Source organism: Flavobacterium sp., from assembly GCF_025352425.1.
GTDB lineage: Bacteria > Bacteroidota > Bacteroidia > Flavobacteriales > Flavobacteriaceae > Flavobacterium.
Genome location: NZ_JANXTI010000022.1, coordinates 32987 through 58380, shown reverse-complemented (window position 1 = coordinate 58380; position 25394 = coordinate 32987). Strand labels below are relative to the sequence as shown.

General features: G+C 35.5%; 26 protein-coding genes. 9 read left to right on the top strand and 17 right to left on the bottom strand.

The window, feature by feature from the left end; genetic code table 11:
• Window positions 1-2: 2 nt before the first annotated feature.
• Window positions 3-1937 carry a DUF2225 domain-containing protein gene (locus Q0Q99_RS02555; protein WP_293890962.1) on the bottom strand — a complete coding sequence of 645 codons (1935 nt, stop codon included), beginning with the start codon at window positions 1935-1937 and terminating at the stop codon, window positions 3-5.
• Window positions 1938-2222: 285 nt separating this feature from the next.
• On the opposite strand from Q0Q99_RS02555, the gene Q0Q99_RS02550 reads away from it, so the two are divergent.
• Window positions 2223-4016: an alpha-amylase family protein gene (locus Q0Q99_RS02550; protein ID WP_293891058.1), complete on the top strand. Its 1794-nt coding sequence runs from the start codon at window positions 2223-2225 to the stop codon at window positions 4014-4016.
• 41 nt (window positions 4017-4057) lie between these two features.
• On the opposite strand, the gene Q0Q99_RS02545 is transcribed toward Q0Q99_RS02550, so the two are convergent.
• The 3 genes from Q0Q99_RS02545 to Q0Q99_RS02535 form a co-directional block, all read right to left on the bottom strand.
• On the bottom strand, window positions 4058-5167 hold the full coding sequence (locus tag Q0Q99_RS02545; protein ID WP_293890959.1) for an acyltransferase: 1110 nt from the start codon (window positions 5165-5167) through the stop codon (window positions 4058-4060).
• Between the two features lie 334 nt (window positions 5168-5501).
• Complete coding sequence (locus Q0Q99_RS02540; RefSeq protein ID WP_293890956.1) at window positions 5502-5651, bottom strand: hypothetical protein; 150 nt, start codon at window positions 5649-5651, stop codon at window positions 5502-5504.
• A gap of 30 nt (window positions 5652-5681) precedes the next feature.
• Window positions 5682-6209: a GAF domain-containing protein gene (locus tag Q0Q99_RS02535; protein WP_293890953.1), complete on the bottom strand. Its 528-nt coding sequence runs from the start codon at window positions 6207-6209 to the stop codon at window positions 5682-5684.
• Window positions 6210-6433: 224 nt separating this feature from the next.
• Here Q0Q99_RS02535 and Q0Q99_RS02530 point away from each other — a divergent pair, with 224 nt between their 5' ends.
• Both Q0Q99_RS02530 and Q0Q99_RS02525 read left to right on the top strand, forming a co-directional pair.
• On the top strand, window positions 6434-6970 hold the full coding sequence (locus Q0Q99_RS02530; RefSeq protein ID WP_293890950.1) for a hypothetical protein: 537 nt from the start codon (window positions 6434-6436) through the stop codon (window positions 6968-6970).
• A 176-nt stretch (window positions 6971-7146) separates the two neighbouring features.
• Complete coding sequence (locus tag Q0Q99_RS02525; RefSeq protein WP_293890947.1) at window positions 7147-7560, top strand: hypothetical protein; 414 nt, start codon at window positions 7147-7149, stop codon at window positions 7558-7560.
• Window positions 7561-7662: 102 nt separating this feature from the next.
• Here Q0Q99_RS02525 and Q0Q99_RS02520 read toward each other — a convergent pair whose 3' ends face one another.
• The 4 genes from Q0Q99_RS02520 to Q0Q99_RS02505 all read right to left on the bottom strand — a co-directional run bounded on the left by Q0Q99_RS02520 (window position 7663) and on the right by Q0Q99_RS02505 (window position 10933).
• Window positions 7663-8886, bottom strand: coding sequence for an NADP-dependent isocitrate dehydrogenase (locus Q0Q99_RS02520; RefSeq protein ID WP_293890944.1), 1224 nt, complete (start codon window positions 8884-8886; stop codon window positions 7663-7665).
• Between the two features lie 260 nt (window positions 8887-9146).
• Window positions 9147-9497, bottom strand: a complete 351-nt coding sequence (rplS, locus tag Q0Q99_RS02515; protein WP_293890941.1) for a 50S ribosomal protein L19 — start codon at window positions 9495-9497, stop codon at window positions 9147-9149.
• Between the two features lie 208 nt (window positions 9498-9705).
• Entirely contained in the window at window positions 9706-10383 is a 678-nt protein-coding gene (gene trmD / locus Q0Q99_RS02510; protein WP_293890938.1) for a tRNA (guanosine(37)-N1)-methyltransferase TrmD, read from the bottom strand.
• Window positions 10384-10483: 100 nt separating this feature from the next.
• On the bottom strand, window positions 10484-10933 hold the full coding sequence (locus Q0Q99_RS02505; RefSeq protein ID WP_293890935.1) for a DUF1569 domain-containing protein: 450 nt from the start codon (window positions 10931-10933) through the stop codon (window positions 10484-10486).
• Between the two features lie 75 nt (window positions 10934-11008).
• Here Q0Q99_RS02505 and Q0Q99_RS02500 point away from each other — a divergent pair, with 75 nt between their 5' ends.
• The gene (locus Q0Q99_RS02500; protein WP_293890932.1) at window positions 11009-11941 is read left to right on the top strand and encodes a peptidylprolyl isomerase; all 933 of its coding nucleotides are present in this window, start codon (window positions 11009-11011) and stop codon (window positions 11939-11941) included.
• An 80-nt stretch (window positions 11942-12021) separates the two neighbouring features.
• Window positions 12022-12345 carry a cytochrome c gene (locus tag Q0Q99_RS02495; RefSeq protein ID WP_293890929.1) on the top strand — a complete coding sequence of 108 codons (324 nt, stop codon included), beginning with the start codon at window positions 12022-12024 and terminating at the stop codon, window positions 12343-12345.
• 34 nt (window positions 12346-12379) lie between these two features.
• On the opposite strand, the gene Q0Q99_RS02490 is transcribed toward Q0Q99_RS02495, so the two are convergent.
• Together Q0Q99_RS02490 and glgA are read right to left on the bottom strand one after the other, a co-directional pair.
• Window positions 12380-13654 (bottom strand): glucose-1-phosphate adenylyltransferase, encoded by a 1275-nt coding sequence (locus tag Q0Q99_RS02490; RefSeq protein ID WP_293890926.1) that lies wholly within the window; start codon window positions 13652-13654, stop codon window positions 12380-12382.
• Window positions 13655-13702: 48 nt separating this feature from the next.
• Window positions 13703-14929 (bottom strand): glycogen synthase, encoded by a 1227-nt coding sequence (gene glgA / locus Q0Q99_RS02485; RefSeq protein ID WP_293890923.1) that lies wholly within the window; start codon window positions 14927-14929, stop codon window positions 13703-13705.
• Between the two features lie 103 nt (window positions 14930-15032).
• On the opposite strand from glgA, the gene Q0Q99_RS02480 reads away from it, so the two are divergent.
• The gene (locus Q0Q99_RS02480; RefSeq protein WP_293890920.1) at window positions 15033-15383 is read left to right on the top strand and encodes a tRNA-binding protein; all 351 of its coding nucleotides are present in this window, start codon (window positions 15033-15035) and stop codon (window positions 15381-15383) included.
• 59 nt (window positions 15384-15442) lie between these two features.
• On the opposite strand, the gene Q0Q99_RS02475 is transcribed toward Q0Q99_RS02480, so the two are convergent.
• Together Q0Q99_RS02475 and Q0Q99_RS02470 are read right to left on the bottom strand one after the other, a co-directional pair.
• Window positions 15443-15826: a PUR family DNA/RNA-binding protein gene (locus tag Q0Q99_RS02475; RefSeq protein ID WP_293890917.1), complete on the bottom strand. Its 384-nt coding sequence runs from the start codon at window positions 15824-15826 to the stop codon at window positions 15443-15445.
• A 70-nt stretch (window positions 15827-15896) separates the two neighbouring features.
• The gene (locus Q0Q99_RS02470) at window positions 15897-17654 is read right to left on the bottom strand and encodes an ABC transporter ATP-binding protein (protein ID WP_293890914.1); all 1758 of its coding nucleotides are present in this window, start codon (window positions 17652-17654) and stop codon (window positions 15897-15899) included.
• Window positions 17655-17841: 187 nt separating this feature from the next.
• Between Q0Q99_RS02470 and Q0Q99_RS02465 the strand changes: the two genes are divergently transcribed.
• The 3 genes from Q0Q99_RS02465 to yajC all read left to right on the top strand — a co-directional run bounded on the left by Q0Q99_RS02465 (window position 17842) and on the right by yajC (window position 20261).
• A complete protein-coding gene (locus Q0Q99_RS02465) occupies window positions 17842-18948 on the top strand; it encodes a Glu/Leu/Phe/Val dehydrogenase (RefSeq protein ID WP_293890911.1) in 1107 nt (368 codons plus the stop codon).
• A 115-nt stretch (window positions 18949-19063) separates the two neighbouring features.
• Entirely contained in the window at window positions 19064-19975 is a 912-nt protein-coding gene (gene nusB / locus Q0Q99_RS02460) for a transcription antitermination factor NusB (RefSeq protein WP_293891055.1), read from the top strand.
• A 10-nt stretch (window positions 19976-19985) separates the two neighbouring features.
• Window positions 19986-20261, top strand: coding sequence for a preprotein translocase subunit YajC (yajC, locus tag Q0Q99_RS02455; protein ID WP_293890908.1), 276 nt, complete (start codon window positions 19986-19988; stop codon window positions 20259-20261).
• Between the two features lie 56 nt (window positions 20262-20317).
• On the opposite strand, the gene Q0Q99_RS02450 is transcribed toward yajC, so the two are convergent.
• The 5 genes from Q0Q99_RS02450 to Q0Q99_RS02430 form a co-directional block, all read right to left on the bottom strand.
• On the bottom strand, window positions 20318-20896 hold the full coding sequence (locus tag Q0Q99_RS02450) for a DUF1801 domain-containing protein (protein WP_293890905.1): 579 nt from the start codon (window positions 20894-20896) through the stop codon (window positions 20318-20320).
• 16 nt (window positions 20897-20912) lie between these two features.
• Window positions 20913-22223 carry a peptidase T gene (gene pepT, locus Q0Q99_RS02445; RefSeq protein WP_293890903.1) on the bottom strand — a complete coding sequence of 437 codons (1311 nt, stop codon included), beginning with the start codon at window positions 22221-22223 and terminating at the stop codon, window positions 20913-20915.
• A gap of 126 nt (window positions 22224-22349) precedes the next feature.
• Entirely contained in the window at window positions 22350-22577 is a 228-nt protein-coding gene (locus Q0Q99_RS02440; RefSeq protein ID WP_293890900.1) for a hypothetical protein, read from the bottom strand.
• A gap of 438 nt (window positions 22578-23015) precedes the next feature.
• The gene (locus Q0Q99_RS02435; protein ID WP_293890897.1) at window positions 23016-23627 is read right to left on the bottom strand and encodes a response regulator transcription factor; all 612 of its coding nucleotides are present in this window, start codon (window positions 23625-23627) and stop codon (window positions 23016-23018) included.
• Window positions 23624-25393, bottom strand: a complete 1770-nt coding sequence (locus Q0Q99_RS02430; protein ID WP_293890894.1) for a sensor histidine kinase — start codon at window positions 25391-25393, stop codon at window positions 23624-23626. Before Q0Q99_RS02430 ends, Q0Q99_RS02435 begins: the two co-directional genes overlap by 4 nt.
• Window position 25394 lies beyond the last annotated feature (1 nt).

Below are 25394 nucleotides of genomic sequence, written 5' to 3'. Positions count from 1 at the left end.
GCTTATGAAATATATTGTATAGGCAATAGCAATTTTACTTGAGTACCGTTGATTTCGTTATTGGTTGTTAGTTCCTTAATTTCTATTTGTGCTGATTTGGAAATGGTAGCCTCCATGATTTCCAAACGCTTTTTGGTAATTTCCAATGCCATGGATTTGTGAGCCTGCATAGAGTTTTCCTTCATTTGTTTTGATTTGGAAAGCCCAATGCCGTTATCGGTAATCGTGCAGACCAATTGTCCGTTATGTATATCAAAAACAACTTCTATCTTACCTTTGCTTTCTTTTGGAACCAAACCGTGCAAGATAGCATTCTCAACAAAGGGCTGAATCAACAACGGAGGAATTCCCATATTGAATTCAACTTTTTCACTCGATTGAATCGAAAAGTCAAATTTGTTATGAAAACGAAGTTGTTCCAGCTCTAAATAATTCTGCAGGCTCTCAATTTCTTTGTCAATTGGAATCAACGAACCTTTGGAATATTCCAATGTTAACCGCATTAGTTTGGAAAATTTGGACAAATACTTCAATGCCGAATCCGTTCCGTTTTGTACAATAAAACTCGAAATAGAACCCAGGCAATTGAAAACAAAATGCGGATTCATTTGTAAATGCAATGCCTTTTGCTCATACTCGGCGACTTCCTTCTGCAGTGTCAAGCGGCGTTTTACCTGTTGGCGGTTATAAAAAAGAAAGATTAAGCCAATCAATAATATAGCACCCAATACAGTAAAGATGGTAAATTGTGTTTGTCGTTTTGCCTGTTCCACCAAAAGCGCTTCCCTCTTTTTGTATTGATAATCCATTTCAACCTGAACAAACTTTTTATTGTTTTCCTCATTGGTAATGCTGTCGCGGGCAACGATGTAATTTTTGTAATGTTCCAATGACTGCACAGCCTGGTTGAGTTCACTGTACAAATCGCTTATTAGCTTTTCAGAATGGAAGGTTTGGTCCAGCACCCCAATTTCTTTGGCATACGCCAGTGATTTGGAAGCATACGCCATCGCTTGATCATACTTCTTTTGTTCGGCATACAGCTGCCCCAAATTATATAACGCCAGTGAAGCACCAAACTTATTCTGCAACGATTCATACATTTCCAATGCATGATTGTAATAGTTTGCCGCCTTACTGCTGTCCTTTTGCTTTTTGTAATAATCACCCAAGTAGTTGTTGAGTAAGGCATAACCACGAACATTATGTACAGTTTTAAAATGTGCTTCTGCCTTTTTGTAGTATTGGAAAGCCGCCGCCGATTTGTTTTGTTCAAAATAAATCACACCGATATTGGTCAGTGTGACAGGAACGGTTTGCTCTCCTGTCTGCGCTTGGATTTTTAAGGCTTTTTTAAAATATTCCAAAGCTTTATCCTTATTCCCTTGCGATTTATAAACAACCCCGATATTATTGCAAACTTTTGAAACGCTGTTTTTTTGATCAATTTCCTGATAGATTTTTAAGGCTTTCTCATAATTCTCCAAAGCTGCGTAATAATTGCTTTCCTGTGAAAAAATTACACCTAAACTAGCATAACTCCTTGCCAATCCGTTTTTATAACTTTTATTTCCTGAACCTTCATCAATTAGTTTTTGATAAATAAGTTGGGCTTTAGTAAATGCTTTTTTTGCGGGTGAATAATTCCCTAAAATAATATTGACATTTCCCTGATTTATAGCGGCAGCGGCAAGGCCATCTTTGTATTGAATTTTTTGCGCTAAACCTTCCGCTTTTTTTGCATAATAAAAAGAGGAATCAATGGCGCTTTCCTTGAATTCAAAGGCCAGATGATTATAAATATTTACTTTCGCCGTGTCAATTTTGGTAACGCGAATTACTCTCTTTAAGCTGTCTGTAGCCTTATTTTGGGAATAAGTTTTTGTGGAATGCACTATACAAAACAAGAAGACAGCTATTTTCAGAATGGTTTTCAAGATGGTGATAATTAAATTTCAAAACAAATATAACCTAAGTTTTGACTATAAAATCAATCATTTTTTATTCCCAATGTTTTGATTATTATTCCAATGCTTTAACTTATTATTCTAAAAAAGCGGCATGTTTCCACCAATATAATTACGCTATTTACTTATATTTGTGACTATGACTTATTGAACCAGATTATAAGTCTGAACTATAGTATGAAAACAAGTTTAACATTTGCTGTAGTGATTAGTTGTGTTATCGCTAATACAATGATTGCTCAAAAGAAAACCACCATGAGTGCCAAACCCAAAGTTATTACCACGCCAAAAAAAGATGTAGTGTATCAGGTTTTTACCCGCTTATTCGGAAACAAAAATACTACGAACAAGCCTTGGGGAACGATTGAAGAAAATGGCGTCGGAAAGTTCAATGATTTTACCGATAAAGCATTGCAGGAAATCAAGAAACTGGGCGTAACCTATATTTGGTATACTGGTGTTCCGCATCATGATGTGATTAGGGATTACACCAAATACGGTATTTCCAATGATGATCCCGATGTAGTAAAAGGCCGCGCGGGTTCTCCATATGCTGTAAAGGATTATTATAATGTAAATCCGGATCTTGCTGTTAATCCTGCAAAGAGACTAGAAGAGTTTGAAGCACTGATTGCCCGAACGCACAAAAATAAACTGAAAGTAATCATAGATATTGTACCGAATCACATCGCACGTAATTATCATAGCGTGAGCAACCCCAAAGGCGTGCGCGATTTTGGTGCCGATGATAATACTTCAGTGGAGTATGACCGAAACAATAATTTTTATTACATTCCGGGCAAAGCATTTGAAGTGCCAACTTCCGATAAATACAAACCTTTAAACGGAGAAAGTAATACGCTGATTGATGGTAAATTTAATGAGTTTCCCGCAAAATGGACAGGCAACGGTTCGCGCCAGTCAAAACCCGATATTAACGATTGGTACGAGACGGTAAAAGTAAATTATGGCATCAAACCTGATGGTTCAAAGGATTTCCCTGAGCTTCCTGAAGGCTTTGACAAAAAAGACTGCAAAGCACATTATGAATTTTGGAAGGATAAAGACGTGCCGAGTTCCTGGAAGAAATTTCGAGATATTGCTTTGTACTGGACAGCAAAAGGCGTGGACGGTTTTCGTTATGATATGGCCGAAATGGTGCCTTATGAGTTTTGGAGCTATATGAATTCCGCGATTAAGATGAAGAATCCAAAAGCTTTTTTATTGGCTGAGGTTTATAATCCTAAGGAATATAGAAACTATATTAACCTTGGAAAAATGGATTATCTGTATGACAAAGTGGAAAGCTATGATCATTTAAAAGCCATTATTCAGGGCAATGCGACGCCGGAACGGCTTTCGGAGATTCAGGAGGGAATGTCCGATATTGAACATCACATGTTGCACTTTTTAGACAACCATGATGAGCAGCGATTGGCAAGCCCTGAATTTGCAGGAACTCCGGAAAAAGGAATGCCAATGATGGTGGTTTCGGCTACGATTAGCTCTTCGCCAACGATGATTTATTTCGGACAGGAAGTAGGTGAGGACGGAAAAGAAAATGCCGGTTTTGGAACACATTCACGCACTTCGATTTTTGATTATGTTGGAGTTCCTCACCACCAACGCTGGATGAACGGGGGCAAATTTGACGGAGGAAAATTATCAAAAAGCGAGGCAGACTTACGCGATTTTTACAAACGTTTACTCAACTTCACGATAAAAAGCGATGGATTAATGGGCAAATTCAAGGAGATACAAACGATTAATCGGAATGAAACGAAACGTTATGGTCCCGGAATGTATTCTTATGTGCGCTGGACAGCTAAAGAAAAGTTGATTATCGTAGTGAATTTTTCCTGGGTAACGACGAGCGATTTTGAGTTGAAAGTACCGGAAGATGTCATTAAAACATGGAATATAAAGGACGGATTGTATAATGTAAAAGACCAACTCTACGGAAGCACGGCACAATTAAAAGTAACTGATGGTAAAGGGACGATACAGTTGAGCGTGAAACCGAGTGAGAGTTTTATTTTTAAGCTTTAATTTCCACCTGACAGTTTTATTTTGTTATTGTCTTTATTTCTTTAGATTCTGGTGGGAACATAGTTATTTCTAATTCTTAAGAAATAGTCCTCTATTATGTAGGTCATTAACATTCCTAAAGATATGGATATTGCTGATGTTGCAAAGAAATCAAAATAGTTGTTGTAGGGAAGGTTGTAAGCAACATACATTTTCTTAGTGTAGTCATTAATTAAAGAATGTATTATGTAAATTGAGTAAGAACAATAACCAATCTTGCTGACAACATTCACAATAGGTGCGCTAAATAAACTGTCCAAACGTTTGTTTATGCCAGTATTAAGTATAAAATAAATCAATGTTATTCCGAATGAAATGTAAAGGAAAGTAAAACCTATTGTTTTTACAAAAAAGGAAGGAAGAGGTTCTATAAATGGTGTCCATACTAACCCTAAAAAAGCAATTGAAATAAATACGTATTTATATCTGGCAAAAATTTCGGTTAGTTGTTGTCTTTTAAAGTAGAAAAGGTAGGAAACGTAAACACCCGCAATCAACGAATCGATCCTTAAGTGTGTCATTGTGAAATTTCTTGTAAGTTGTGCAGGAAATATTGTATTACTAATTAGGCGTAGTAATAAACAAAGAATCAAAATGGAAATTATCAGTTTTTGAAAAGAAATGGCTTTCTTACCGGCTTTGGTGTCTGCTTTCAATATGATAAAATTGTATTTAATCCCAAGCCATAGAAAGATTGCTAACCCAAAGTAAAAATGTTCTTCAATAGCTAACGACCAGCTCGCACCATAGGCATACCCCCAGCCACAAACATAATTCTGCATAAATACCATATCTGACAAAAAAGGGACAATTTTGAATTTACTATACAATAAGATTGGAATCAGATATAGAATATAAAACAGGTAATAAATAGGATATATTTTAAACCCTCGCCGTATCAAAAATCTTTTTGGTTGTATATCTCCAAATTTTAAAAATTCCTTGAATAAGAGTCCGGAAACTAAAAAGCCACTTAATGTAAAAAACAAATCCACTCCTATCCATCCCATAGTAGTTGTAAACTGAAAAAGATATTTGTGCCTTAGTAAGACCAGAATTATAGCTATTCCTCTTAAAAAATCTATTTCTCTTAATCTATTTGTTGTTGCCATTTAATAGTCATTTCTGCTAACTAGTTTGAATCCATTATAAAACAGAACATCGCTCCGGATTAATTAATTTTAGTGGGCTAATATAGAAAAAAATAGTCCAAATTCAGTAAAAAAAAGCAAGGTGCGAAACGATACTGGAAGGCGCAACACTAAAAAAACCGCGCTTTTTTACTCAGATGACTTTTTTAAGTACTTTTCGAAATCGAGAAACCAATAATTTTTACTTTGAGTGAAAATAAGCATAAAAAAACCTCTCGTTACTGAAAGGGTTTCTCATTTACTACGGAAAAACATAGTCATTAAACTTCGCCATTCGAAAAGTTATTATCCGTCATTAATCAAATTCAATCCTTATCTGAACTCTTTCCTTATCAGGATTTGTCATAGGAATAATTCGAATTGCGTGAGTTTCGTTAAAATAAGTTGCAATTCCCTTAATAATTCCTACGCAGACTTGCCAACTTCCGATTCGAAAAATAGTCAATGATAATTAATTTATTATTAGCATCAGTTCTTAATTATTAGAAGTATTCTTTAGTACCTCTTTTACCGTCAGCCTTGCTTGAAGTTTTAACTCAAATTGGCTCATTACAATTCTTGAGAGCTGCATAAGCATTGATGATTCGCGAGGATCTAAATGTCTGGGTTCCTTATCAATTAAACATAACGTGCCCAAATTATAGCCTTCAGAAGATTTTAATGGAGCAGCAGCGTAAAATTGTAGTCCCATTACACCGGCAACTAATGGATTAGAAAGTGCACGCGGATCTTTTCTTGCGTCTTCGATAATGTAAATGTCTTCAGACATAATTGCAGAACTGCACAAACCAGGACTTCTTGGTATTTCTTCTGCATCAAGTCCAAAAGAAGACTTAAACCAAATCCTATCAGTATCAACAAGAGTAATTAGTGCAATTGGGACTTTAAATATTTTGGTTGCCAATGATGTGATATCATCAAAATAGCCGTCTGGTGGAGTATCAAGAATCTCATATTTATGTAAATTTTCTAGTCTTTTAATTTCTATAATTTCTTTTTTCATACCCAAATATATGGAATATCCTTTGGTGGCAATAAGATTTAACATCAATATTCTCGAAATTGTACTTGTGTATCTTTTACAGGGAGCATTTTGTTTCAGGTACAGCTAAAACTCTTACCTGTAAATTATGTAACCTTCCTGCTTAATTACGTACAATATTGACTTTTCAAATTGTCAACTTTACGTTCGTGAAAAATTAATTTCACATCAAAATCTTATAAATCATGGAAAATAATCAAAATTCTGGGAAACGTCCTATGTTAACAGGGATGTTTGCCGACCGAGAAAGTACGGAGAGAGCATATGATGCGTTTCACGAGCGTGGGTACACAAAAGACGATGTCAATTTGGTAATGTCGGATGAAACTAGAAAAAAGCATTACTCTGATGAGGATGATCATTCTGATTTAGGCACTAAAGCGGCAGAATCTGCAGGTACAGGTTCGGCGATTGGCGGAACCGTTGGCGCCATTGCCGGGGTGATTGCAGCCATTGGAACAAGTTTAGTTATCCCCGGCTTAGGTTTAGTTATAGCAGGTCCAATTGCTGCAGGGTTGGCAGGAGCTGGTGCTGGTGGTATAACCGGAGGGCTTATCGGAGCGCTTGTTGGCTCAGGAATCCCTGAAGACCGAGCTAAAGTGTATGAATCCGGAGTAAAAAACGGGCATGTTGTCATGGGTGTTCATCCTAAAAATGATGAAGACGCGAATTATCTTGCTGAGAACTGGAAAACGAACAGAGGACAAGACATATACAGATAAGAAATCGAATTCACTTTCAAAATAACCCTTTCAATGCTGAAGGGGTTTGTTTTTGAACCCGTTTTTAAAACATGCGAATTGTATAATCCGGAAATATAAATCGTGTAACAGTGTAGTTAAATATACCTCTAAATTGGTACCACGAATAAACACAAAATTAATTTAAACACAACACTATGAGACTAGTAAAATTTTTGTTGACTGCAGTAACATTCATTGCTTTCAACCAGGCGCAGGCGCAGGTTAACCCTACAACAGGAAAGATAACACCTCCGGATTGGGGAGTAGCTGGCCAAGATAATGCAACCTATTATTACCTTCCGGCTACCGAAACCTATTACGACGTCAGAAAAGGTGAGTATGTCTATCAACAGGATGGTAAATGGATGAGAACCACTACATTACCAGCAACTTATAAAGATTATGATCTTTATAGTGGCTATAAAGTTGTACTTACTGACGAGAATGAACCGTTTGCTGATTATGACAACCTTAGAGTCAAATATGCTAAAGACTACAAAGGGGAACCACAAAAAACGTATAAGGTAAAAAAAACCAAAACAGGCAAGTTGAAAATCAAAGAGAAATAGGAAGCCTATTTGTACTGCAAAAGTTGGACGGTTAAAAATCTGTAAAGATTTCTAACCGTCCAGCTTTTTTTGGTAGTCGTCTTTCAACTTATTTCAGTTGATTTATCCCAATTTGATATCTAAGTTTTCTTTAATTGCGGCAAGGAAACCTTCTGTAGTCAAATAATCTGCTTCAGTTAAACCTTCCGGTTTTACCAGCATAGCTAAATCTTTAGTCATTTTTCCGCTTTCTACAGTTTCCACACAAACTTGCTCCAGTTTCAAACAGAAGTCAATCAAAGCCTGATTTCCGTCTAATTTTCCTCTGTGCTCCAAACCACGTGTCCAGGCAAAAATTGATGCAATTGGATTGGTAGAAGTTGCTTTTCCTTGTTGGTGCATTCTGTAATGACGTGTTACCGTTCCGTGTGCGGCTTCGGCTTCGACAGTTTTACCATCCGGAGTAACCAAAACTGAGGTCATCAATCCTAAAGAACCAAATCCTTGTGCTACAGTATCTGACTGAACATCGCCATCATAGTTTTTGCATGCCCAAACAAATCCGCCGCTCCATTTCATTGCCGAAGCAACCATGTCGTCAATTAAACGGTGTTCGTATGTGATTCCGATTGCGTCAAACTGTGCTTTGTAATGTTGTTGAAATACTTCTTCGAAAATATCTTTAAATCTTCCGTCGTATGCTTTTAGGATAGTGTTTTTTGTAGAAAGGTATAATGGCCATTTTTTTGTCAACGCCATTTGAAAAGAAGAATGAGCAAATCCATAAATGCTTTCGTCTGTGTTATACATTGACAAAGCCACACCATCACCTTTAAAGTCGTAAACATTCCAACTGGTAGTTTCTCCGGCTTCGTTGGTAAAAGACATAGTTAATGTTCCTTTTCCTTTGATAACTTTATCGGTAGCTTTATATTGGTCACCAAAAGCATGACGGCCAATAACAATTGGTTTTGTCCAGCCCTGAACATAACGAGGAACATTTTTCATGATAATCGGCTCACGGAAAACGGTTCCGCCAACGATGTTACGGATGGTTCCATTGGGTGATTTCCACATTTCAGAAAGGTTGAATTCCTTTACCCTTTCTTCGTCTGGCGTAATCGTGGCGCATTTGATACCTACGTTATATTTTTTAATGGCTTCGGCCGAGTCGATTGTGATTTGGTCTTTCGTAGCTTCTCTACTTTCAATGCCCAAATCGTAGTATTTTATATCTAAATCTAAATAAGGGAGGATGAGCTGTTCTTTAATAAAGCTCCAAATAATTCGTGTCATTTCATCGCCATCCAATTCTACTACTGGATTGGCTACTTTAATTTTTGCCATATTGTGATTAGGTTTTTTGTTATGATTGAATCAAATACCGAATGTCCACTGGACATTCTCCTCTTAATATCAAATGCGATAGCAAATATAATTAATATGCTAGAAATTCGGTTGCTAACAAAGGTGAAATCGATTGAATTATGAAATTGTCATTTTAAATTAAAAAAAATACTGATTTGATAAAATAACAGATTTAAATTGACCGAATAAAAAAAGCCCCGATAAAATCGAGACTTTTTTTATGGATAGAAAGTTTAGAATTATCTTCTTCTTTCTTTGATTTTCGCTTTTTTACCGGTAAGTTCTCTAAAGTAGTAGATACGCGCTCTTCTAACTTTACCTCTTTGGTTAACTTCTACTTTTTGTAAAGCCGGCATGTTCACTGGAAAGATACGCTCTACACCAACTGCTCCAGACATTTTACGGATTGTAAAAGTTTCAGTCATTCCTGCACCTTTTCTTTGGATTACAACTCCTTTGAAAAACTGAGTTCTAGTTTTTTCACCCTCTTTAATTTCGTAGTAAACGGTGATTGTATCACCAGCTCCGAATGCAGGGAAATCTTTTTTTGTTGATAATTCGTTATTAACGAAATCTACTAAATTTGCCATCTTGTTTATATTATGGTTTTAGAATCTAAGCAACATTCACGGTTTTCGCCAGAGGTTGGTCAAATGTGGGGGCAAATATAAGTAAAATATCTAAAGTTGCAAACCTATTTTGGAAAAAAGAAGCAAGAGGCAAGAGATAAGAAATCAGTTAGTTAAGTGTGTGATTTTTACAAAAAATATCTTTCTTCTTTCTTCTTTGCTCTTTTTTCTATTCCTCAAGCAAATCAGGACGACGATTTTTAGTATGCTCAAATGCCATATCTTCCCGCCATTTGTCAATTTTGGCAAAATGACCACTGGTTAACACTTCGGGAACTTTCCAACCTTTATAATCTGCAGGACGTGTATAAATTGGACCCGACAATAAGTTATCCTGAAAGCTATCTGTGAGTGCAGAGGTTTCGTCTGATAAAACTCCGGGAATCAAGCGGATTATTGCATCACAAAAAACAATAGCGCCAATTTCGCCACCACTCAAAACATAATCTCCAATAGAAATTTCTTTCGTAATAAAATGATCACGAACGCGTTGGTCAACGCCTTTATAATGACCACAAAGGATGATAATGTTTTCATACATTGATGCCGTGTTTGCCATTTTTTGATTCAGGGTTTCTCCATCAGGTGACATATAAATTACTTCATCGTACTCTCGCTCGCTTTTCAGATATGTGATACAAGCATCAATCGGCTGGACCATCATTACCATTCCGGCGCCACCGCCAAAAGGATAATCATCCACGCTTTTTTGTTTATTTGTTGTGTAATCCCTCAAGTTATGGAAATGGACTTCAACCAACCCTTTTTCTATAGCACGCTTCATTATTGATGCTTCAAAAGGACTCCTTAATAATTCCGGTAAAATGGTGATAATGTCTATTCGCATGGCACAAATATAAAATAATTTTTAGGAGCTGTTTCCAGCTTTCCACTATATCTTTTGTCTCGTTAAAGAACGAGACAAAAGGATGCCGTTCCAATCCGGGCTACACTCCAAACTGCTTCAAATGATGATTAAGATGCATAGTATGCATTTTGCTCCATTCGTCATAAGTCAGTTCGCCAAAGAACGGATGATTAGTAGTTTTGATAGCATCTTTTCCCTTATCCGAAAAAATAGAAATTTTTTGGATAAGTTCATTTTTGGTTTGCTCAAAGTCATATACTTCGGTTCTGATAAAGCTTGGAGCTGTTGGGCTGTTTTTCTTGAATTCGGTGCCGCCTAAAACCTTATTTTTTATCATTTTCCCAATAAGACGCATTAGAAAATTGGCTTTCATCGGAGTATTTCCCATAGCAAAATCTATGGGTGCCTGGCAATGAGAAAGCATCTGGTCTACAGTCATTTTACCCCATTGTGCTGGGCTGTCGGGAGAAAGCTTATTGATTCTTGAAATAATAATTTCGTTGTCGGTTTTGTTGTAAATGGAACTCATGTTTTCGTTTTATTTGGTATCCAAAATTACAATTTTATATAGTACCTTTGCACAGCATTTTTAAAAATATAAACTATGGAAAATGGAATATACGCTAAATTCAACACAACTAAAGGTTCGATTTTAGTAAAACTAACACACGATTTGACACCAGGAACAGTAGGGAATTTTGTTGGATTAGCCGAAGGACAATTGGAAAATTCAGCAAAGCCAATGGGAAAACCATATTACGATGGGTTAAAATTTCACCGGGTAATTCCGGATTTCATGGTTCAGGGTGGGTGCCCACAAGGAATTGGAACCGGTGGTCCTGGTTATAACTTTGACGATGAGTTTCATCCAACCTTAAAACACGATAAACCAGGGGTTTTGTCTATGGCAAATTCGGGTCCGGGAAGTAATGGTTCTCAATTTTTTATTACGCATGTTCCAACAAATTGGTTAGATGGAAAGCACACGGTTTTTGGAAACGTTGTTGAAGGACAGGATGTTGTTGATGCTGTGGCTCAAGGCGATTTGATAGAAAGTATAGAAATCATCAGAGTTGGAGAAGAGGCGCAAAAATGGAATGCTATCGAAGCCTTCCGTACTTTTGAAGGTTCCCGTCAGAAAAAAATCGAAGAAGCCAAAAAAATTGCTGAAGCGTCAATGGAAAAATTAGCTGCCGGTTTTGATAAAACAGAAAGCGGTCTGCGTTATAAAATGATTCAAACAGGTTCTGGAAAACAAGCTGAAAGTGGTAAAACCGTTTCTGTTCATTACGAAGGTTCTTTAGAAAACGGAAAAGTATTTGATTCCTCTTATCCAAGAAAAAAACCAATTGAATTCAGATTGGGTCAAGGTCAGGTTATTGAAGGATGGGATGAAGGAATTGCTCTTTTAAAAGTTGGAGACAAAGCTCGTTTTGTTATTCCATCTTATTTGGGATATGGACCAAGTGGTGCGGGCGGTGTAATTCCACCTGATGCTACTTTAGTGTTTGATGTTGAATTGATGGATGTTAAGTAAAACATTCAAAATTTGATTAAATATTGAAATCCCAATAAAAATCTATTGGGATTTTTTTATATTTACCCAAAACAAAAACCATGAAATATAATGTAATCGCCTTAGCCGTTTTTGCTGTAATAATTTATTCGTGCGCTTCTAAATCAAGTGTCCCCACTACAGAAGTTAAAAAAAGCGAACCAGCTGCGACAACAACAGCAGTTAAAATAGCAACAGTAATGACTCCCGAATTAGCCGAAGGACAGAATTTATACGAAAACAATTGTGCCAAATGCCATAAATTATATGATTCAAAGGACTTCTCTACTGAAGAGTGGAAGCCCATCGTGGCACGTATGCAGAAGAAAGCGCATCTGGATGATATGCAGGGGCAAAAAATATACAATTATCTAACTATGAATTAATAAATAAAAAACACTCATTTAGAGTGTTTTTTATTTATACTGTAAATCCATCTGGAAGAATGGCACCTTTCCTGACTACAATAATTCCGTCTTTTATGGTATATAAATCTGTTTCCTTATCCTCTAAATGTTTTCCGCCATTGAGTCGAACATCATTTCCTATCCGGCAATCTTTATCTACAATAGTGTTGTTTATAAAACATCTTTCGCCAATCCCAATATTGATGATGCCATGTAAAGAATTGGTTCTGATTTCTTCCAGATTTTGATAATAATCATTTCCCATAAGATACGAATTAATAACCGTTGAGCCATATCCGATACGGCTTCTGATACCAATAACCGAATGTTCAATCGTGGCTCCGTTTAGAATGCAACCTTCAGCTATAACGGATTTGTCAATCGTGGAAGCACCCGAAATTTTTGACGGTGGCAAAACCCGGGCGCGGGTATAAATTTTACTCGAATTATCAAAAAGATTAAATTTCGGAATATCATCGGTTAAACCCAAATTCGCTTCAAAAAAGGAATCAATATTTCCGATGTCTGTCCAATACCCTTCATATTGATAGCTTAATATTTTCTGATTTCCAATGGCTTGCGGAATAATTTCTTTACCAAAATCCTTAGTGTCAGGATTTCTCATCAAGTCTACCAACAAGTTCTTATTGAAAATGTAAATCCCCATGGAGGCCAAATAATGTTTTCCTTCAGATGCAGATTCTTCGCTGACTTCAGATGTCCATTCCGGTAGTAAACCCGCATTTGGTTTTTCGATAAATGAAGTGATATAATTCTCAGAATCTGTTTTTAGGATGCCAAATTCCGGTGCTTCTTTGGCGGTTACCGGTAAGGTTGCGATTGTGATATTCGCCCCTGCATCATGATGCGCTTTTATCATCGCGTTAAAATCCATCTGATACAATTGATCGCCCGATAATATTAACGCATAATCAAAATCATGGTTCATAAAATGATGCATACATTGGCGCACTGCATCAGCTGTTCCCTGAAACCAGGTAATATTATCAGGCGTTTGTTCGGCCGCAAGGATATCTACAAAAGCAGTACTGAAATGACTAAAATGGTAGGTGTTTTTAATATGTTGATTTAGTGAAGCCGAATTGAATTGCGTCAGTACAAACATCCTTTTGATATCAGAATTGATACAATTGGAAATAGGAATATCTACCAAACGGTATTTCCCTGCAATCGGAACGGCGGGTTTGGAACGCGTTTGGGTTAGTGGTGCTAATCTGGAACCTTGCCCGCCGCCTAAAATTATGGCTAATGTACTTTTATTTATCATTTCTTATGTCATTGCGAGGAACGAAGCAATCTCATCCTCATTGTTACTTTAGGCTTTTTCTTTTTCGAATGTTGCGATTACCTGTTCATAATAGTTAAAGGTTGTTTTGGCGATCGATTCCCAGCTGAATTTTTCCAGAACACTTTTCCTTCCTGCTTTTCCCATTTGGTTGGCCAAATTTTCATCATCCAATAATTGATTGATTTTGGCAGCAAAATTCTTTTGAAAAGCTTCCGGATGTTTCGGATTGAAATCGGTTCTTGAAATACTTTCAAGTGGAATTAAATAGCCTGTTTCGCCTTCAGCTATAATTTCCGGAATGCCACCAACTGCGCTTCCAACGACCGGAGTTTCGCACGACATGGCTTCGAGATTGATTATTCCGAATGGCTCATACAAGGAAGGGCAGGCAAAAACCCTGGCATGACTATAAAGCACTTTTATTTTTTCACGAGGCAGCATCTCCGAAATCAGAATCACACCATCCCGATTCGCTTTTAAATTGGCAATAAGTTCTTCAGTTTCTTGTGCAATTTCAGGCGTATCCGGTGCACCTGCACAAAGCACAATCTGGCAATCTGGATTGAAATATTTGGCCGCAGAAATCAATTGTGAGATTCCTTTTTGACGCGTAATGCGCCCCACAAAAAGTACAAAAGGAATATCAGGATTTATATTATATGCTGAAAGCAAATCATTGTCAAAAGTAGGTTGGTAAAAATCGGGATCAATACCGTTATGGATTACGGTTACTTTTTCGGGTGAAACTCCGTAGGCTTCTATAACATCTGTTTTCATTTGTTGGCTTACAGCTATTATTCCGTCAGCAGTATTATAGGCATGGTTTTCAATCCAACGCGAAAGAAAATAACCGTTGCCCAATTGTTCCACTTTCCATGGACGGTGGGTTTCTAAACTATGTGTCGTTAATATCAATGGCGATTGCAACAATTCCCTCGAAAATATTCCGGCTAAATGCGTGTACCAAGTGTGGCAATGAATAACATCAGCATCTAAAGTATGTTGCGACATTTCCACATTGCGGCTCAGATTATGAAACATCCTGATGTGTGGGTTTTTGTCATCTTCAGGTTTAGTAAGCGAAGATTGAATTTCCAAAACATTCATCGATGCATCGTGTTCTTGTTGGGTTCCAAAACAACGTACTTCTACTTGCCCCAATTTAGCTAATTCCTGACTTAGAAAATCAATATGCACACCCGCACCACCATAAATATTCGGAGGAAATTCATTGGTAAACAAGGCAATTTTCATAACGTTACTTTTAGAGGATTTTTATACATTGCATACAATTCTTAAAAGTATAAAATATATTCAACTTTTGGATTATGTTTTAGTAAAGAAACCATTTAAAACTATGGAAAACAATACGAATCAATTGCTGCAATGGAGCGAATTTGAAAAAGTAGAAATGCGAATCGGAACAATTATCGAAGTCAATGATTTTCCCGAAGCCAGGAAATCAGCCTATCAATTGACGATTGATTTTGGAACCGAGATTGGGATTAAAAAATCATCGGCACAAATCACAAAACGTTATGGCAAAGAAGCTTTAGTTGGAAAGCAAATTGTTGCAGTTGTCAATTTTCCAAAGAAACAAATTGGAAATTTCATGAGTGAATGCTTAGTCTTAGGATCAGTAAACGAAGATGATATTGTTTTGCTTAGTTCAGATTTAAAAGTAAAGAATGGTTTGCGGATTGGATAAAAGAAAAAAGTCCAAAACTAAATAGCTTTGGACTTATCACTTATTACTGGTTACTTTTTTTAGATATCGTCAAAATCAATATCGGTGAAACTTTTTTCCGAAGCTGGTTTCTCTTCTGAGGTTTCCGTTTCTTGTTGGTATTCTCTTTTAAAATCTTTTTGGTGTCTTTCAGAGATTACTTCTTCGCCTTTATTGTTCAAAACATAAGCAGTCATTTCTTCTAAAATTTCAGAAAAGGCAGCGAAATCTTCCTTGTATAAATAAATTTTGTGTTTTTTGAAGTGAAAAGAACCATCTTCTTCAGTGAATTTTTTACTTTCGGTAATGGTTATGTAGTAATCGTCAGCCTTTGTTGCTCTCACATCGAAGAAATAAGTTCTTCTTCCGGCTCTTAAAACTTTAGAAAAAATCTCATCTTTTTCTAACATGTCGTTTTCTCTCATATTCTTTCAGTCAATTAATAGTGTTTGTAAACAGTTCAAAAATGGTAATTTTTTTGTTACAAAACAACAATTAATTTAATTCTTTTTCCGAAAGTTGTTTAGCGTACAATTCGGCATAATAACCGCCTTGGTTTACTAATTGATTATGAGTGCCTTCTTGAATGATTTGCCCCTCGTCGAGAATGATTATTTTATCTGCATTTTTAGCAGAAGACACCCTGTGACTGACAATGATTGTGGTTTTGTCTTTTGAAATTTCAAGTAAATTATTCAAGATCTGTTCTTCCGTTTCGGTATCAACTGCTGAAAGACAATCGTCAAACAATAAAATTCCAGGGTTCTTGATAATTGCCCGTGCAATAGAAACCCGCTGCTTTTGACCGCCTGAAAGTGTGATGCCTCTTTCTCCTAAAATGGTTTCGTATTGCTTGCCGAAATTCACGATATTGTCATGAACTACTGCTTTTTTGGAGGCATTTATTACTTCGTCATCTGTGGCATTTTCTTTTCCAAATTTGATGTTGTTTTTTATAGTATCCGAGAAAAGAAATGCATCCTGCGGCACAATGCCAATGCTGTTTCGCAAATCATATAAATTAACTTCGTCAATCTTTTTGCCATCGATGGTAATTGTTCCTTCTTTGATATCATACATTCGGGTAATCAATGATAAAATGCTCGATTTTCCTGAACCTGTTTTCCCTAAAATCGCCAGGGTTTCTCCTTTTTTCACGGTAAAAGAGATGTTTTGCAGTGCTTTGATTTCAGTATCTTCATAGATGAAACTTACATTTTGGAATTCGATACTACCTTGTATGTTTGTTTTTTCAGGGATTTTGTTTTTGATTTCTGGTTCAATTTTAAGGAACTCATTAATCCTTTTTTGTGAAGCTTCAGCTTCCTGAATCATCGAAGAAACCCAGCCAATAGAAGCTACCGGCCAAGTCAGCATATTGACATACAAAATAAATTCGGCAATGGTTCCAATGCTTTTTATGGTTCCATCAATGTACATCATTCCGCCAAAATAAATCACCGTTAGGTTACTTACACCAATCAAAGCTAACATTAAAGGTCCAAAAAGTGATTGTACACCAGCCAAACTCATGCTTTTGGATTTGCTTTCTTTGGCTAAATCATCTAAATTATTTTGGTATTGATTTTCTAAAGCATAGGCTTTTACCACCCGAATTCCAGAAAATATTTCCTGGGTAAAACTAGATACCTTTGATAAATATTGCTGGAAAATTGTACTACGCTTATTGATTTCCTGACTCAATTTAAAAATTATAAAAGCAAGAATTGGCAACGGCAGAATAGTATATAATGTCAGACGCGGTGAAACATTATACATATATATAATGACTACTGTAAACCTTATAAAGGTATTGATGGTGTACATCACGGCCGGTCCAACATACATTCTGACTTTTCCGACGTCTTCACTTATGCGGTTCATCAAATCGCCTGTTCGGTTGCGTTTATAAAAATTCTGGTCAAGAACTTCATAATGTTGGAAGACTTCATTCTTCAGATCAAATTCGACATGACGCGACATTACGATAAGAGTTTGCCGCATTAGGAACGTTAATACACCGGCAATCAAAGTGGTGCCAATAATCCAATAAACATTGTGGATTAATTCAGTTTTAACTACTTCATTACTCAAATTGTTTTTATGAAAATCTTCTATGGCTTTAAAAGATTTGCTGATTAGTTTAGGCGTAAAGAGCATAAAAATTTGCGCAACAATCGTAATAGCAATTCCTAATAAAAACCGAAATTTATATTTGACAAAATATTTGTTTAAATACTGAAGTTCTTTCATTTAAAATTAATGGAAATGGATTAATTAGGCGTTTATTGTTAAATTGTAAACGATAATTCAATTATTATATTCTTGATTTTAAGGGATTTTATTAATAAATCAACAATTATATTTAATTGAAGTGAAATTAATTGAATAAAATTTTAATTTTGTACTGACTTTTTAAAAAAGCCTAATAAATTCACAAATGACATCAGAAACTACTACACCGGCAGAACTCAAAAAAACGGATCCAGTTTTTGGTCAGTTATCCTTTGATAATCATGAACAAATTGTTTTTTGTAATGACAAAGATACAGGATTAAAAGCAATTATTGGAATACACAATACTGTAATGGGACCGGCACTTGGCGGTACCAGAATGTGGAAATACGCGAACGAATGGGAAGCTTTGAATGATGTTTTACGTCTTTCACGTGGAATGACTTATAAATCTGCAATAACAGGTTTGAATCTGGGTGGTGGAAAAGCCGTAATTATTGGCGATTCAAAAACAGATAAAACTCCGGAATTAATCACTCGTTTTGGTCAGTTTGTAAATTCGCTCAGCGGAAAATACATCACGGCTGAAGATGTTGGAACTACCACCGAAGATATGGATAGAATTCATGATGTAACTAAGTTTGTTACCGGAATTTCTATAGAAAAAGGAGGTTCAGGTAACCCTTCTCCAGTAACAGCTTATGGCGTTTATATGGGAATGAAAGCGGCAGCCAAGCATCAGTATGGTTCAGATAGTTTAGCCGGAAAAAAAGTTTTAGTACAAGGAAATGGTCATGTTGGGGAAACATTAATCAGCCATTTGACAAATGAAGGAGCTATCGTTTATGTATCGGATATTCATCAGGACAAAATGGAAAATATGGCAGCAAAATATGGAGCCAAAATTTTCACGGGAGCCGATGTGTACAGCGCGGATGTTGATATTTATTCCCCTTGTGCTTTAGGTGCAACAATCAATGATGATACAGTTTATAAAATTAAAGCTAAAGTAATTGCCGGTGCGGCCAACAACCAATTAGCGGTGGAAGCAATTCACGGACCCATTTTAAGAGAAAGAGGTATTACTTATGCGCCGGATTTCTTGATAAATGCTGGTGGAATAATAAATGTTTACGGTGAATTGTATAAGTATACAGATGGTGAAGCAATCAGAAAAACGGAAAATATTTATAATACTACGCTTGAAATCTTCAGTTTTGCCGATAAAAATAATTTAACAACACAACAAGCTGCGATGCAAATTGCTGAAAATCGAATTGACCAAAGAAAAAAAGAAAACGCTACTAAATAAAGCCGTTTCAGAATAAAATATTACTATTTTTGCAAAGCGAAAGATTTTCTTTCGCTTTGTTAATTTTTAAAGTTCTTATCAGGTGTTAAACAGAAGACATATCCGTGTAAAAGTAATGCAATCCATTTATGCATTGCATCAAAAAAGTTCTGATGATATTGAAAAGGAAGAGAAGTTTTTGCTTCACAGTATTGATAGTATTCAGGATTTGTATCTAATTATGATGTCTTCACTTATTGAAATCAGAAAAAAGGAAGTTGTTTTTTTAGACGCTTCAAGCAAAAAACATTTAGTTACACCAGAAGAAAAAAATCCCAACAAAAAATTTGTCAATAATGCGATTCTTCTACTATTGGAAGAAAACAACTCGTTGAGCATTGCTTTAGAAAAAAGAAAAATTACCAATTGGTCGATGAACGACGATTATATTTTGATTTTACTTAACGAAATCAAACAAAGTTCGTTGTATCAGAATTACATGAGCACGAAAAAAAGTTCTTTCGAAGAAGATAAAGAGTTTGTGGTTGATATGTTTACAGAATTGATTGCTCCAAATGAAAAGTTATACGAATATCTCGAAGATAATAAGCTAACTTGGGTTGATGATATTCCGCTTGTGAATACTCAAATTCTAAAGCAATTAAAGCAAATTTCAGAGGCAGACGATTTTAGAGTTCCAAAATTGTATAAAGACCAGGAAGACCAAGAATTTGTGAGCTCGTTGTTCAGAAAAACGGTGCTTAATGAAATCGAACTGGCCAAAGAATACATCGACAAAACGCCAAATTGGGATGCAGATAGAATTGCAGAAATTGATACCATCATTTTAAAAATGGCTATCTGTGAATTTTTGAAATTCCCTTCAATTCCTGTAAAGGTTACTATTAACGAATATTTGGAAATTGCCAAAGAATACTCAACACCAAAAAGCAGTATTTTTATCAATGGAATTTTAGACAATTTGGTCAAAGAATTTCAAAACGAAAATAAAATTCAAAAAACAGGAAGAGGATTAATTCAAAATTAAATTTATTATTATGGGACAAATAAGTCAGTTTTTGCCGTTTTTACTAATGTTTGTGGTTATCTATTTCTTTATGATCAGACCACAACAAAAGAAAATAAAGCAGGAAAAAGAATTCGAGTCAGCTTTAAAAGTGGGCGATAAAATTATTACCAAAAGTGGTTTCCACGGAAAAATTGCCGAGCTCACAGATGCTTCAGCAGTAATTGAAACCATGTCGGGAAAACTTAAAATTGAGCGTTCTGCTATTTCGTTAGAATTGACAGCAGCGTTGAATAAGAAAGCTTAAACAAAAAAAATCCTCTCAAACGAGAGGATTTTTTTATTAGAATTACGAATTACGAATTACTTTCGATACTTGTCGTTTAGTCCTATGCCATCGATTATCATTGGACGTATTTTCTCTAATCGGCTGATTTTGGTTTTTTCTTGTTTGGCTGTTGCCATATATTCCCAGAATTCCTTTTGCTTATAAGCACTAAACTGTTCAAATGCAACATTCAGTTTGCTGTCTTTTTTCAACTCGCTTTCAAAGAAATCACATTGCATTGCTTCTTTCTTTTCTGGCTTTATCGAAAGGCCTGCTTTTTCGTTTGTAATTGCTTCGTTTATATAATGTATAACCAATTTCTCATTGACATCAGCCGCAGAAATAAATCTCCATTGGCGCAAACCTTTTGTCACACCTTCATTGGCATTGACAAGAACTTTGGCTTCATCTTTCAGAAAAACGCCGTTCCAAAACCAAATGGTAAAATAGTTTTTAAAACCACCAATTCCCAAGACATTTTTGTTATTGATGGTATATATTTCTCCTCCCCATTTATTGGTTTCGACCAACTCGGTTTTCTGTATAATTTCTCGCAAGAGGGCAAGTTCTTCGCCCCATTGATTGACTTTATCCCAAGCTTTTTTTTCTTCCATGACTAATTACTAATCACTATTTCTTCTTTTTTCCTTTTTTCTCTTTAGCTCCGCTTTGTTCAGCTTTGCCTTGTGTCTTTTTAGAAAAATCAGTGGTAGCAGTAAGCTCGGCTATTTTTACAATTACATCAATCGCTTTCTGCATGCTTTCTACCGGAACATATTCATATTTCCCGTGGAAGTTGTGTCCACCCGCAAAGATATTCGGACACGGCAAACCCATATAAGACAATCGGCAACCATCAGTTCCGCCACGAATAGGTTTTATTAGCGGTTTGATGTCTAATGATTTCATGGCTTTTTCTGCTAAATCAACAATAAACATTACCGGTTCAACTTTTTCCTTCATATTGTAATATTGATCTTTGATGGAAGTGATTACAATATCTTCACCAAATTGTTTTGCGAATTTCTTGTTGAATTTTTTAGTGATGTCATGAACCAATTCTTTACGTTTTGTGAATTTTTTCATGTCATGGTCCCGAATGATCAGCTCCAGTTTGGTTTCTTCAATACTACCTGATAATTGCGTTACGTGGAAGAAACCTTCGTAACCTTTGGTTTCCTGTGGTGTTTCATGCTTTGGCAATTCATTAATAAATTCATTGGCAATAAGCATGGAGTTAATCATTTTTCCTTTGGCATAGCCTGGATGAACGCTTTTTCCTTTAAAGATAATTTTTACCCCGGCTGCATTGAAGTTTTCATATTCTAATTCGCCAATCTGGCTGCCATCCATAGTGTAAGCCCAATCAGCCCCAAACTTTTTCACGTCAAATAAATCGGCACCACGACCAATTTCTTCATCGGGTGTGAAACCCACGCGGATTTTCCCGTGCTTAATTTGTGGATTGTTTACCAAATATTCCATTGCGGTTATAATCTCGGTGATGCCTGCTTTGTCATCGGCACCAAGAAGCGTTAAACCGTTGGTGGTGATTAAGGTTTGTCCTTTGTATAGCATTAAATCTTTAAAATAATTAGGAGACAAAATTATATTTTGCTCTTTATTCAACACAATATCTCCACCATCATAGTTGGGAATAACCTGTGGTTTTATATCTTTTCCTGAAAAATCAGGAGAAGTATCGAAGTGAGAAATGAATCCAACCGTTGGAACTTCATGGTCAACATTTGAAGGCAGGGTTGCCATGATATAGCCATGTTTGTCAATAGTAACTTCTTTCAGACCAATGGTTTTTAATTCTTTTGCCAGTTTGTTGGCCAGGTCAAATTGTTTTTTTGTGCTTGGTGTTGTATCAGAATTTGGATCTGATTCGGTATCGATAGTTACATAGCTTACAAAGCGGTCGATAATATGTTGCATTTGATTATATTTTTAGCAAATATAATTAATTACGAATTAGAAAATGCGAGTAGATCATTGTGTTTTTGTGTTCCAAATAGTTGTAAGTTATAGAGGCGCGAGTTTAATCGCTAACATATCAAAAATCTATTTCAAATAACTTTGCACAAAAGTCAAAAAGGTAGTCGGGCTCATGGGAGCAGCTACAGAGTTGATGCATCTGTCAACTGCATATGCTATTCGCATACGTGGTAATTCGGGAAACTCGTCGGCTATTACCTTTATCAGAATTTTTCGTTCCGTTGGTTTGCTTCCATTAATGAGTTGGTATTCATATAAAGCTTTACAGTTGTTTTCTACTTTGTTCCATTTCATGATTATTGTGGTTTTAGTGTCTGCTTATTGTTTTTTCTGCAAGCCTTCTTGTAATTACTTAAATGGTCTTGTGTTTTATAATTTTATCAGTATATAAAGTTCCCATCCAATAATAATTACACACCATACTAAAAGAACTTTAATAATAATTAATGCTGTTTTTCGCGATCTGATTATCACGTTTTGTTCATCAATGGTGAGGTTTATTTTTGGAAGTTTTATACTAATAATTTACCATTCTTTTAACTTAATAATTTAAAAAACCTGCCCTATTTAAATATCAAATACCACTATGAAATTATTTCGGGCAGGATTTTCTAACTTAACCCACTTTATTATAATTATGATATAATAACAGTTCAAAGTTCGTAAATGGAAAGCACAAAAAAATCCCCACTAGAGGGGATTTTTTCATTATTTTAGGTAAGTTTTTTCTAACTAAAAATCATATTTTCTTTCTACGGCAAATCGCAAAAAGTCGTTTTTCCCTGTAATGTTAAACTTCTTTATTATGTTTTTACGATGCGTGTCAACAGTTGATTTTCCTATGCTTAATGTGTCAGCTATATCTTGGGAAGATTTACCTTCCCCAACCAATCGGAGAATTTCTTTTTCCCGTGAACTTAAGATAATGGTTTTTTTGGTATGACCATCTTTGGCCGTAATTGCATCATCAAAAAAGGTTTCGTTTCGGGCAACTGTTCTAATTGCTTCAAGCACGGTTTGCAATGAGGAATTTTTCATAATATAACCCGATGCTCCTGCCGCTTTCATCTGCTCCATCGCTTCATCTTGGTCAAACATACTAAAAGCGATAACTTTTGTTTCTGGGTATTGACTTTTGATGATTCGGGTGGCCATGATACCGTCGCATTTTGGCATCCGTATATCAGTAATGACTACACTTGGTCTTTTATTTTTTACCAATTCAATCAGCTCTTCACCATCATTGGATTCGCCTACAACCATGATGTCAGCTTCGTTTTTAAAAAATAACTTCATCCCATCAATCAATGCCTGATGGTCTTCGGCAATTGCTAGTGTTATCATAAGGGTATGTCAATTAAAATAGAAGTGCCTCTTTTTTCAGTACTATCAATAGTAAAAATGCCTCCCATTTGTTCCGTTTTCTTTTCAATATTAGTTAATCCCATACCTTCTTTTTTATCGATATTTTTCGGGTTAAATCCAGTGCCATTGTCTTCTACTATAATGTTTAAGCTATCATCATGTTGGGTAAGATGTATGGAAATTTCAGTAGCGTTTGCGTGTTTTATAGCATTGGTAAGTATTTCTTGAATCATTCTGAAAATAGTTACTTCGAGCGTATTTTCTAAACGTTCATCAAGTCCAAACGGAATAACATCAACAATGAGTTTCCCCGGTATACTCATTTTTTTCGCAATGTTATTAACGGCTGGCAGCAGCCCTTGATTAGCAATTACGCCGGCGTTTTTTGTATGGGCAATGGTGCGTACTTTTTGATAGGCTTCATCAATTAATTCGTCTGTTTTGTTAAATAAATTATCAGGATCATCTAGGTATAGTTCTTGTTTTTTCAGGTTCTGAAAATTTAATTTGAGCGTGGCTAACATACTTCCCAGATTATCATGCAAATCGTTTGCAATTTTAATTCGCTCTTTTTCTTGACCTTCGAGTAATTTGTCTATTTCGTGAAGCTCGTGTTCCTGAAGAACATTTTCAAGTTTTTGGATTTCGATTAATTTTTCCTGCTCTACAATTTTTTTCTTTTTGTTGAGGTTTTTGTAACCTAAAAAAATTAGAATTATAAGTACTACCAAAAAAACAATTACGGCTCCGCCTTTTTTCATAAGACTTTTTTGCCAGGCTATTTCGTCTTTGTGTTCTTTGCTTTGGTATTTAGCATCAATATCCCTTATCGCTTTTACTTGTTGATTTTCATCAACTATGCTCTGATACACTTTTAGTTTATCAGTATATTCTAAGGCTTTTTTGTAATTCTTCATCTCTTTATATAAGTCAGCCATAAGACCATATAAAATGATTCGGGTATTCGTATTGTTATCTTTTATATTTAAAGCATCCGCTTTTTGATACAAGGCCATAGCGGAATCATATTTCTTCTCATTTAAAAATACATCCGCCTGATTTACGTAAGTACAGGCAATACTGAAATTCAATTTATGCTTTTGATAATAATCCAAAGCTAAAGAATTATATTTTCGGGCTAATTTATAATTATGAAATTTTTCGATATATACTAAACCAATGTTCGATCTAACATCAGCCTCAAAGAAGGAATCCTTTACTTTTTTATTTTCAAGGATTGCTTTTTGATAATAGTCTATTGCTTTTGATGGATTTGATTCAAATAAATTATTACCAATTTCTTTGTAGGTTTTACACAATAGAGGAATGTTATTTCTTTTAATTGCATAGTCAACAGCTTCATCAATCAGATATTTATAATCATTATACTTATAATTGATTAGTCTCTTTATTTCGACTATTATTAGATTTATATCGATGACTTTGTCGTAATTTTTTTGCGCTTTATAAATGTCATTGGCTTTCATAAAATAGGATAATCCTAGAGCGCCATTACTGTTTGCATAATAGGTCTGACCATATAAATAATAGAATAATGCTTTATCATTATTTGACAATTGATTGTGTTTTATTTTTTGTAAATGAGTTATTCTTTCTTTAAAGTCTAAACTTTCGAAATTAGCTTCAAAGCTTTTTAAATTTTTATCCTGAGCCAAAGCAAAGACAGTGATAAAAAGTAGTATCACTGTCTTGATTATGGTATTTAACTTCAAAAATTTCTCCATT